Origin of the sequence: Pseudolactococcus hodotermopsidis, assembly GCF_011170085.1 — a bacterium.
Taxonomy (GTDB): domain Bacteria; phylum Bacillota; class Bacilli; order Lactobacillales; family Streptococcaceae; genus Pseudolactococcus; species Pseudolactococcus hodotermopsidis.
Map to the genome: position 1 here is coordinate 1 of NZ_BLLI01000069.1, position 10,745 is coordinate 10,745.

At 34.7% G+C, this 10,745-nt stretch carries 10 protein-coding genes and 1 pseudogene; 10 read left to right on the forward strand and 1 reads right to left on the reverse strand.

What is annotated here, in order from left to right; translation table 11 throughout:
- The first annotated feature begins 122 nt into the window (after positions 1-122).
- The 10 genes from Hs30E_RS09295 (at position 123) to Hs30E_RS09335 (ending at position 10,287) form a co-directional block, all read left to right on the forward strand.
- Complete coding sequence (locus Hs30E_RS09295; protein ID WP_172209684.1) at positions 123-971, forward strand: hypothetical protein; 849 nt, start codon at positions 123-125, stop codon at positions 969-971.
- A gap of 132 nt (positions 972-1,103) precedes the next feature.
- On the forward strand, positions 1,104-1,469 hold the full coding sequence (locus tag Hs30E_RS09300; RefSeq protein ID WP_172209685.1) for a hypothetical protein: 366 nt from the start codon (positions 1,104-1,106) through the stop codon (positions 1,467-1,469).
- 260 nt (positions 1,470-1,729) lie between these two features.
- Positions 1,730-2,653: a hypothetical protein gene (locus tag Hs30E_RS09305; RefSeq protein ID WP_172209686.1), complete on the forward strand. Its 924-nt coding sequence runs from the start codon at positions 1,730-1,732 to the stop codon at positions 2,651-2,653.
- Positions 2,654-2,831: 178 nt separating this feature from the next.
- Positions 2,832-3,572, forward strand: a complete 741-nt coding sequence (locus Hs30E_RS11280; protein ID WP_228462040.1) for a hypothetical protein — start codon at positions 2,832-2,834, stop codon at positions 3,570-3,572.
- 96 nt (positions 3,573-3,668) lie between these two features.
- Positions 3,669-5,570: an ATP-dependent DNA helicase gene (locus Hs30E_RS09310; protein WP_228462041.1), complete on the forward strand. Its 1,902-nt coding sequence runs from the start codon at positions 3,669-3,671 to the stop codon at positions 5,568-5,570.
- Positions 5,571-6,151: 581 nt separating this feature from the next.
- A complete protein-coding gene (locus Hs30E_RS09315; RefSeq protein ID WP_172209687.1) occupies positions 6,152-6,535 on the forward strand; it encodes a hypothetical protein in 384 nt (127 codons plus the stop codon).
- A gap of 177 nt (positions 6,536-6,712) precedes the next feature.
- On the forward strand, positions 6,713-7,369 hold the full coding sequence (locus tag Hs30E_RS09320) for a thiamine diphosphokinase (protein ID WP_172209688.1): 657 nt from the start codon (positions 6,713-6,715) through the stop codon (positions 7,367-7,369).
- 50 nt (positions 7,370-7,419) lie between these two features.
- On the forward strand, positions 7,420-7,893 hold the full coding sequence (locus Hs30E_RS09325; protein ID WP_172209689.1) for a BlaI/MecI/CopY family transcriptional regulator: 474 nt from the start codon (positions 7,420-7,422) through the stop codon (positions 7,891-7,893).
- Entirely contained in the window at positions 7,893-8,093 is a 201-nt protein-coding gene (locus tag Hs30E_RS09330) for a heavy-metal-associated domain-containing protein (protein WP_172209690.1), read from the forward strand. The genes Hs30E_RS09325 and Hs30E_RS09330 overlap by 1 nt, the downstream gene beginning before the upstream one ends.
- A 91-nt stretch (positions 8,094-8,184) precedes the next feature.
- Entirely contained in the window at positions 8,185-10,287 is a 2,103-nt protein-coding gene (locus Hs30E_RS09335; RefSeq protein WP_172209691.1) for a heavy metal translocating P-type ATPase, read from the forward strand.
- Positions 10,288-10,459: 172 nt separating this feature from the next.
- Here the strand turns inward: Hs30E_RS09335 and Hs30E_RS11285 are convergent.
- A pseudogene (locus tag Hs30E_RS11285) lies at positions 10,460-10,609 on the reverse strand (ISNCY family transposase); the annotation flags it as partial.
- Between the last annotated feature and the right edge of the window lie 136 nt (positions 10,610-10,745).

Below are 10,745 nucleotides of genomic sequence, written 5' to 3' on the forward strand. Positions count from 1 at the left end.
GATTCAAAGGTTGGACGTTTAACGCCAACTAGACGTTTAAAATGGCTATCGCTGAGTTTGCTGAGGGATTCATAGTTCATGACTATAGTATAACAAATTTTTTTATTTTTGGGAGAAGTCTATTGAATAAAGTAGATTGTTTACCCGAATACGAGATTAAAAAGATAGTCTCTACTTATACAGTGCATAAACCAGAATTATGTGCGGATTTTTTATCGCAAATTATATACCTTGTAGTAAAAAGAGTTAAAAATATCCCAGAAAACAGTTTGAGTAATATTGACACTTCTTCTTCTCTCCCATTAGCAGAAAGAATCGAAGAATATTTCACAAAAGGGCATTATTATAAAAATTATGAACTCCACTTTGAAATCAAGCCAAATAAAAAATTGGGTGTTTTTGAAGTTTGGTCATCTTCTAAGTTTGTTATCGAGAACCTAGAGGATGACCTCTCTGGTAACGGTAAAAGCTACCATCACCGAGTTGATATAGCTAAAATTAACAACATAAATAATCGAGAGGTTTTAAAGTTTGAAGTAAATGGAAAAGATCATAAAGATATTGTGACAAATGCAATTAAAAATATTCAGACCAATAAAAATGCAAAAGATTTCAAATATTATTATGAATACACTATTAATAATATTCCAGAAGAAAAAGAGTATCGTTTTGAGTCTGAACATAGGCGGAAAGTAACTCTTCCTCTTTATCGGTTTAATAGCTCATTAAAATACCCGTCTAAGCAATTTCATTTAACTGTTGAAATAACTGGTGATGAAAAAGATGATTGGAAACTATATGTGCCTTTCAAGTCGCCATTTCATAGGGACTTAAAATCTGAGAATTCTTACATACGACATTCTTTTGATAATTCTGTATCTATTAATGTGAATGAATGGCTTTTAAAGGGGTCAGGTTTTACTATTTTCGTAACCCCTAAAAAAGAAAAATGGAATGATTGGCAAGAATAAAATTGACAAAAAACATAATGTGTGTTATGATACATAATGTTTTAGCATATTAACAAGTTTCTTCAAGCTAGTTAATAACGAACAGATAAAAGTCTGTTCGTTACGGACAGACTATTTTAGGAGGAAACGAAAATGGAAGTATGGGAAAATTTTAACGGTCGACTTGATTTTGGTAAGAGTATGAAACCTTCCTTGGATGATAATTATGATATCATTGAGAATCTTTCAAAAGACGAAATTGAACACTTTAAGTCTATCTTAGGGAGGTATTCTTTTAACGAACTTGACATAAGAGAAAATTTCATCATTAATTTAATTATTCTAGGCGCAGACAAGGAATCTATTTTAAAAGTAGAAAAAGATGATTCCTACAGGCTCGATTGGGAAAACTATGCAATGATGAAGATAATTCAAATCTATGCGCTGTTAAACGCAGAAAGAAGAGCTAAAGATTGTTTGGATTCAGAAATTATCCAAAAAGCTATCCCATTAAGCTAAAAAGCACATTTCACACCCTTATCACTCAATTTGATAAGGGTGTTTTTATATCTCATTTTTTCTCAGAAACCCGTCATTCTTGACTTTTCGCCCATTTTATGTTTAAATAATAGGTGAGATGAACTTAGTTTCAGTAATTTAACAATTAGATTTTAAGTGTTAATTACGCGACACTAACCAGAAAAAGGTGCTTTATTGTAAAGCCCGCCACTGGTTAGTGTGGCGGGCTAATTTCATCTAGTAAAGGAAGTGATAAACTCTTGAAACAAAGAAATGATTATCAACCGACCAATGATATTTTAGCTAAAATGGTTTTGGGAACAGAGCGATTTGTTAAAAACTTCATTGAAACGACACTTAACATTGAGGTGGAATCGGTTCAGATTAATGATGGTTTGTCGATTTATTCGGTAGAATCTCTAGCAGAAGAAACTGTAGAAATTGTAAATGCTGACGGCAAAACGGTAAATTTGAACTATACTGAAACCGATATAACCGCAACATTAGAAGATGGTTCAACTGTTATCATTGAAGTTCAGGTTATCAAACAGCCAGAATTTTTATCAAGGGTTGATTTATATCGTTCTGCTCGGCGTGTGAAAATGTTTGAAGATTTGCGAGCAACGCAAAATAGTAATATTGCAACCTATCAAAAGTTGCGCCCAATTCATACAATTTCTATTCTTTCGGAAAATCTTTTTTCAGACGATTATCCGTTTCATTTGTTTGCAAAACGTGATATTTTTAATCCTGATGATATTGTGTATATTGAAACAAAAGATGGCAAAGAGTCACTTTCGGCAATTCTGGAGTTAAAGAAATTTTCGCCAGATAAACTTGACGGAAATCTGAAAAATTGGTTTCAATATTGGGCAAACGTTGAAATTGACGAAGACGCCGATGAAGTTATTAAAGAAGCAGACCAGATTACGCAAAAATCACATCTATCAAAGGAGGTTCGTGAAATGGTTGATAAGAAAATTATCTTAGAAGAAAATGCTAAAGCTGTTTATCAAACAGCTTGGGATGGTGGTAAAGATGAGGGACAGAAAGAGCAAGCTGTTCAAGATGCTATTTTCGCCTTGAAAATTGGCGGTTCCCTTGAACAAGTTGCTAAACATTTCAATTTCAGTCTTGATTTTGTCAAACAACTTCAAGAAGAAAATGACTTGAAACACGCATAATTAAAAGGTTCATCTCAGCACCTTTCTCGCTCCAGATTTTATGTCTGGGGCGTTTTTTTATTTGAATTACAAGATTTTGAAAGTGCATTCTGAAACACTAATTGAACTGATGATTATGATATAATTAGAGAAATGGATTAATGAAATCAGGGTAGTAAAAACTACGAGGAGGTATAAAATGAATCCGAAAAGTTCACAGGAAACTATAAATAAAATTGAAGAGGAGTTATTAAATATTGACGGCGTTATTTGTCGTCATATTGAAAATTCTGACCTTTTAGGAAGAGGCGCTGTATCTCAGGATATTTTGTCTCAACTGAGGAATTTTGTAGAACACACGATGTTGAGAATATATGCAGATTCGGCTAATGTAGAATTCGACTATGAGTATATCACTATCGCTGAAGGAATAAAATTTGTTAAGTCGCAAGGAAAATTGAAATTTTTGCGTAAATTCCACGAGTATCTTCAAATAGTTGCTTCGCATTATACACTTGAGCCAGAAAATTCTGAGCGAGTAATGTTGAAATATTATGAATATCTTTTAAAGATGAAAAATTACATGTCTGAAAAATATTCATTAAATATTTTAGGAAATCTCAATAAATTTCCACTTGATATAGATAAAAATACGCAAGAATATTATGAAAAAATTGCTGAAAAGATAAATATTGATAGTAATAATTCTACAAATGATGACAGATATTATATTCATAAAATCAAACCATTTTTTGTAAATCAGCGCATTTATTATGAGGTGACTTTTATTCCTGTCGAAGGAAATTCGAGCAAATCTGACAGAACAATTGCTTTTACTACACTAGATTTGTCAAAGAATTATGCAGTTAAATTATGGACTTATGAAAGCGATATTCAGATTCTAGGTAAGACGATGCCTATTCTGATAATTAAAAATTGAGAAGTTTCAATTCGTGCTTGTGAAGTTGAAAAATTTGCAAAGATATTCGGAATAAATTTGGAGCGAGCAAGTAGTTTATCTGAATATCGCGGGTTGATGGATTTTCTAACACAAACAGGCTTTAATTTAGTAGAATTGCTTGATTTCGATGATAAACGTTATCAAGAAATTCGTGCAAAAATATTATCAAAGTATAACGCCCAAAAAAGTCCAATATTTGATATTTTTGATAAATGCCGTAAAATTATAAAAGGTAATGAAAACGGCTGTAATCTTCTACAATACTTGCTCTATCATTTGAATAATAAAATAATTAAGTCTCAAAATTATGACAAAACTAACAATCGTCTTTCAGATTTATATTTGAAATATGGTTGTATTCCATTTGATAAAATGCCATTCAACTCATCACTTGTCGGTCATAATCCGAAACTTTTGGAGCTATTTGATTGTATTGATTCAAAAGATAGAAAACACGAAATACTTGCACGGCTTATCAGAAATAATACTGAGAACAATGGGCAATTATATACGCCGATTTCTCAACTTGATAACTTTAAGGATATTGATGATTTGATTAGCGCATATAATTCAAAATTATATAAAAAACATCAAGGAAGAAAAATTGAGATATGTAATAAACATCTATATATTCAAGATTATGAAAATGATACAATAAAAATTATTCAGGAACTTATGGAATTATCTGATGAAGGTAAGCAAAATTACGAAAGTGATGTTAATGATTGGCTGAATTCTAATATGCACCCTATTGATTGCGACGAGAAGAAAGCAGTTCTACAAAAATTGTTTTCAGAATCAAAAGTATCACTAATTTACGGCTCCGCTGGAACTGGTAAAACAACATTAATCAATCATATTTCACATCTATTTTCAGCGCAAAGTAAATTATACTTAGCTAATACTAACCCCGCAGTAAATAATCTCAAGCGTAAAATAAATACTTCTGATTGTGAGTTTATGACCATTGCTAAATTTTTAAAGAATAAAGATATTGAAACAAACTACGATATTTTAGTAATTGACGAGTGTAGCACTGTAAATAATCGTGATATGAAACAAATATTGGAAAAAGCTAGTTTTGACTTATTGATTTTAGTTGGTGATATTTATCAAATAGAATCTATTCAATTTGGCAATTGGTTCAGTGCAGCGAAAGAATTTATTCCCAAGCAATCGGTTTATGAGTTAGTAAAACCTTATAGAAGCAATAATGAAAAATTGCAGTTATTATGGGATAGGGTTCGTAAAATGGATGATACAATCCTTGAACTTGATGCAAAAGAAAAATATTCAATATCTCTTGATTCATCAATATTTGAAGTATCTAAGAACGATGAAGTCATTCTATGCTTAAATTATGATGGACTTTATGGAATAAATAATATTAACCGTTTTTTACAACAAGTAAATCCTGAACCTGCTACTGTTTGGGGAGTTCATCAATATAAAGTTGGTGACCCAATCCTATTCAATGATTCCAGACGATTTGCACCGTTAATTTATAACAATTTGAAAGGCTGGATAGTTGGAATTGAGGTTTTTGACGATAAAATTCAATTTGATATTGAAGTAGATAAAATCATAAATGGATTAGAGGCTGAAGGAGCTAGTTTTGAATTACTAGAAAACTCGACAAATGAAAATTCTGTTATAAGATTTTCTGTAAACAAATATAAGAATGCTGATGAAGATGATGAGTATATGCCTTCTAATGAAGTACCGTTTCAGATAGCTTATGCTGTCTCAATCCATAAAGCGCAAGGTTTAGAATATAGCTCAGTAAAACTTGTTGTTGCAGATGAAATCGAGGATATGATTACACATAGTATTTTTTATACCGCCATCACTCGTGCAAGAGATACTCTTAAAATTTATTGGACTCCAGAGACTGAAAATAAAATACTGAAAAGTATTAAACCTGTGAATAATTCCAAAGATGTTGCTTTGTTACGTCAGAGAATAATTAAAGAATGAAACAGAGTTAAGACTCGAATATTATCATTATTTAGCTATTTATAATTAAACAAACCGATTGAAATCAATGTTTCAAGCGGTTTTTTTCTAGTTTCGAGGATTTTGTCTAAAACTAATTTTTATACCATATAGATATTTATCTTCACAATAAAATACCATCAGCTCAAATCAAAAGGTGTTAAATAGCCACAAAAAAACCTATTTTCTAAACCTCTAAAAAGCAAGTTTTGTTTTCTCCTTCATTTGATATTCTGTTTGCGATGTGAACACTTCAAACCGCACTTTAACAACTTTTTGCTTGATGAATAAAAGACAGAAACGAAGGATGGAAGATGATTCATCTCGCACGCACCTTTTTAGGGACGCTTTTTGGATTGTTTTATCATAGGTCATACTTACAGTATATCATACGTTGCGCTTTTTTATCGAATTGAGTATAAGTGATATATGAAATATTTATGTATCATAAATTATTCTATCTAGCGGTTTTTCGTAGAAGTTAAAAAAACATATGTTTTTGCACTAAAATCCCCAAAAAGATGTTATAATTAACTTACCATAAAAATGGAGGAATATTCGCTATGAAAGAAGATATTTTACAATTTGAAATTTTCGATACAGCGCTTGAAATTTTGAATAATTTAAATGAAGCTAGTGATGCGCTAAAAGCTAATATTAGTAAGAATAAGTTAAGCGGTGTTGAAAAAGATTTGTATGGGGATAATGTTAATTCTTACAAAATTTCAAAAACTGGCTTGTTGGCTAAAAATAGATGGGAAATAAATTTCAATATAGCGGATTACGGAACGCATCGCACGGTTCAGGCTGTAGCGTTAGGAACGCCTTTATCTAGTATGGCAATGTCGGCATTTGCTAATGATAGAGAAACTCTTGCCAAAAATATTAGCCTGAAAACTAGCAAGAAAAATAGGGATAAGATTTTGGTTTATGTTGGGTTGGTTTAGTGAGATTCGTATTGTTTGAATAGAGGGGTATTGCATTTTACGGAATAGCATAAAAACAAAATATAGTCATCCATCTTTGAGAGTTGGATGGCTATATTTATCAGGGAAGAAGTGGTTTTGTTAATATTTTTCTTGTGTAAATTTGGACTGCTGGACGTGATATGATATAATAAAAGAATGAAAATTATCATTGTAGCAGGTGGTCCTGCTGAAAATTTTGAAGCATTGATTGCCGACAATATGAAAAAGTCAGACACTTTTTTTGTAGGTGTTGACCGTGGTGCTTATCGTTTGATGTCAGCAAGTTTGCCCCTAGATATGGCAGTTGGCGATTTTGATAGTTTGACGGTAGAAGAGTTATCAGAAGTTAAAGTTTATGCTAAAAGTTTTCAGCAGTCGCCAGCTGAAAAGGCTGACACTGACTTGGAGCTTGGTGTTTTACTGGCGACTGAGCGTTTTCCTAATGCGTCAGAAATCCTGATTTTGGGCGGACTTGGTGGTCGTTTTGATCATGAAATTCAGATTCTCTATCTGGTTTTGCAAACACGATTTGCGCATTTAGTTGAGAAAATTATCTTGCTTAATCCGTCAAATATGATCAGCTTTAAGCGAGCTGGCAGGCATATTTTGACGAAAATTCCTGAGATGACCTACCTGGCTTTTGCTAGTTTGACACCTGTGACGGACTTTTTTATCCAAAATGCGCGATACGACTTAGCAAAAACAAATTTTCCTCAAAATTTTTCGTTTTCCTCAAATGAATTTTTAGCTGATAAGCCAGTTACCATTGGTTTTACCAAAGGAATCGTCGTCGTTATTCAAGCTAAAGATTGAAAACTTGACAATTATAGTTTACAAGTGTAAACTATAATTGAGGTAAGAAAATGAAAGCCAATATATCGAATTCAGAAATGGTCGTCATGCGGGCAATTTGGACGTTAAATGCGACTGCCATCAGCCCCACTGTCGCTGAAATTTCCTGTAAAATTGCTGATTCCAATAACTGGTCTGTTGCGACAATCAAAACGTTGCTCGGGCGTTTGGTTAAAAAAGATATGCTTGCAACGATGAAATCGGGGCGAAAATTTATTTATTCGCCAACTTTGACGGAATCTCAAGCAATTTCGCTCATGGGTAAGGAATTATTGAGCAAAGTTTGTGCACAAAAGCATGCCAAGGTTATTGTTGATTTGATTAGGGCAAGCGCTTTTACGGCGACAGATTTGGCAATGATTTCACAGGCTTTAACAACTAAAAAGGCGGTTTGCCATGTTACCTGTGACTGCTTAGAAAATGTAAGCAGTTGTACTTGTGATTGCAAACATACTGAAAATAACGAACTAATGGAGACAAACTAATGGAAAAAATAACTTTAAAAATTAACGGTATGACTTGTCATAACTGCGCCAAACATGTCACAGAAGCACTAGAGCATGTGGTAGGTGTGAACTCAGTCAAAGTTAATCTGAAAAAAGCTGAGGCTGTCGTCAAATCGGAAAAAATCGACCTTGAATCGCTAACCGCAGCAGTTGAAACGGCGGGCTATCAAGTCGTCTGATTTGAAATTCGGGAGCGATTTGCTCTCGTTTTTGTTAGATGAGAAAGGAAAAGTTGGTACAAATTTTTTTTGTGTCAACACACAATCTGATATGAAAACACAATCATTTGTTATTACAGGTATGACCTGTGCTAACTGCGTGACAAGAGTTGATAAAGCACTCAATCAGTCTGACAAGGTGCTTGAAGCCACTGTCAATCTGGCGACAGAAAAAGCTAGGGTCGTAGTGAGCGATAACTGCGATTTTGATGAGATTATTGAAATTGTTATAAAAGCAGGCTATGGCGCGATTATTGATGATAAGGCGCACCGTGAAAAAATTCGTTTGGCGAAACTCAAAGCCGAGAAAAAACTGTTTTGGTCATTTATTATCTCAGCAATTTTGACCTTGCCTATGGTAATCGGTATGTTTGCGGGAATGTTTGAGATTCATGAACTGATGTTTTTTCATACGCCAATCGTCCAGCTGATTTTGGCGACACCAGTTCAGTTTATTTTGGGGGCGCGATTTTACAAAGGTGCGTTTATGGCGCTGAAAAATAAGTCTGCTAATATGGATGTTTTAGTTGCGCTCGGTACATCCGTTGCTTACTTGTCCAGCTTGATTTTTGGTCTTATTTTAGGTAATGGTCATGCGGTTAATTTTGAATCTGCGGCAGTTATTATCACGCTGGTGTTGCTTGGTAAAAATTTGGAAATGCGTGCTAAGAAAAATACTTCGGCTGCTATTTATAGCTTACAGAAAAAACGTGCTAAAACGGTTCATTTGCTCAGAGATGACAAGGAAACCGATGTCCCAATCGAAGAAGTTGTCATAAGTCAGCACATCCTTATCAAGCCAGGTGAAATCGTACCGTTAGATGTGGAAATTTTGTCAGGGATGGCGAGTTTCGATGAATCGTCCTTGACGGGAGAAGCCGTGCCAGTCGCAAAAACGGTCGGCAGTACGCTCATGGAGGGCGCGGTCAACTTGGACGGTATCATTACAGCACGTGTCATTCACACGACCGATGAATCGGCGATTTCACAGATGATGTCTGCCATGGAAGAGGCGCAAGCGACTAAGCCTGAAATTCAGAAAACAGCGGATAAGATTTCAGCAATTTTTGTGCCAATAGTGCTTATCATTGCCCTTTTAACCTGTCTGATTACGGCGCTGATCACGAAAGACATGACACTTGGTCTCCTACACGCAACTAGCGTTCTCGTCATCTCATGCCCTTGTGCGCTAGGTTTAGCGACACCTACGGCGATTATGGTGGCAACTGGACTGGGGGCAAAAAACGGTATTTTGATAAAAGATGCGAATGCCCTTGAACACGCTAAAAATGTAACGACTGTGTTTTTTGATAAGACAGGTACAATCACAACAGGTAAGTTTCAACTTGAAAGCTGGTCAGGTTCTGCTAATGAGTTTCAAATTCTAGCGAGTTTAGAAAGTTTATCCAACCACCCTTTAGCAAAATCGCTTGATAAGATAGCTATCCTACCAGTTACGAACTTTCAAGAATTAGCAGGACTGGGTATCAGCGGAACGATTTCAGGAAAGCATTATGTTGCAGGAAATGCCCAGTTGATGTCAGACAATGGTATTTTGGTTACGTCAACATCAAATACGAGTATTTTTCTAGCAAGTAAGGGAAAGTTATTAGGGACTGCAACATTTTCATCACAAGTTAAAGCCGATGCTGCCCAAACGATGTCGAAACTCCGTGAAAATGGTGTGAAAACAATCATGTTGACGGGAGATAATGTCAACTCCGCTGCTAAAATCAACGAAATTGTTAAGGTTGACACCGTTATTGCGCAAGCTAATCCTGCCAAAAAAGCAGAAGTCGTGAGTAAGGCGACAAATGCCATGATGATTGGCGATGGTATCAATGATTCAGTGGCGCTTTCAAGCGCGCTGGTCGGTGTCGCCATGGGGGCAGGAAGCGATATAGCCATGCAGTCGGGGGACGTTGTGATGACGTCCGAAAGTTCTCTAGCGAAAATCACGAGTTTAATTACTTTGTCGCAAAAAACGGTTAGAAAGATTCATCAAAATTATTTTTGGGCGTTTATCTACAACCTTATCGGTATTCCGCTTGCGGCGTTTGGCTTGCTCAATCCCATGTTTGCGGCGCTTGCCATGAGTTTATCAAGTGTAAGTGTGATTGTCAGCTCCTTATTATTAGGAACAAAAAAAATTTGAGTTTTATAAGAAACAGCAAAAAGACTGACGAGAGAAATAGGCAACTTAAAAGCGAAATTAAATCTGTCAAGCGAAATTGAAAATGTCTCAAAAAAATAGCAGACATGAGTGTAAACTTCATTGATAACAAGTTTGCACACAAGCATTAGTTTTGATAAAATAAGCATATAAGTTAGGCTACTTTATCAGCCACGTATTCTTGAAGTGTTTTTCCAATGCTTCGAAGATACTTTTCGAAAGATGCAAGTTTCCACGGATGTGACTGAGGTGGTATATACTTGCGTCTTTCTTTTTTGTCTTCAGGAAGTTGATCAAATTCTTTCGGCTCTATAATAAATCCTTCCTTCTATAATGTGAGTTACTAAGCAACACAAAAGAAAGGAAAGACATGTTTAATTATATCCTAAGTAAGTATCATTTACAAGAAAAAGACTGGTTATATTCAGATACTTCCCCTA

What these genes read in the sequence shown, in the direction of transcription:
- Hs30E_RS09310 (WP_228462041.1), top strand. Translation starts at nt 3,669, where the DNA reads ATGGATTTTCTAACACAAACAGGCTTTAATTTAGTAGAATTGCTTGAT.
- Hs30E_RS09330 (WP_172209690.1), top strand. Translation starts at nt 7,893, where the DNA reads ATGGAAAAAATAACTTTAAAAATTAACGGTATGACTTGTCATAACTGC.
- Hs30E_RS09335 (WP_172209691.1), top strand. Translation starts at nt 8,185, where the DNA reads ATGAAAACACAATCATTTGTTATTACAGGTATGACCTGTGCTAACTGC.
- Hs30E_RS09315 (WP_172209687.1), top strand. Translation starts at nt 6,152, where the DNA reads ATGAAAGAAGATATTTTACAATTTGAAATTTTCGATACAGCGCTTGAA.
- Hs30E_RS09300 (WP_172209685.1), top strand. Translation starts at nt 1,104, where the DNA reads ATGGAAGTATGGGAAAATTTTAACGGTCGACTTGATTTTGGTAAGAGT.
- Hs30E_RS11280 (WP_228462040.1), top strand. Translation starts at nt 2,832, where the DNA reads ATGAATCCGAAAAGTTCACAGGAAACTATAAATAAAATTGAAGAGGAG.
- Hs30E_RS09320 (WP_172209688.1), top strand. Translation starts at nt 6,713, where the DNA reads ATGAAAATTATCATTGTAGCAGGTGGTCCTGCTGAAAATTTTGAAGCA.
- Hs30E_RS09325 (WP_172209689.1), top strand. Translation starts at nt 7,420, where the DNA reads ATGAAAGCCAATATATCGAATTCAGAAATGGTCGTCATGCGGGCAATT.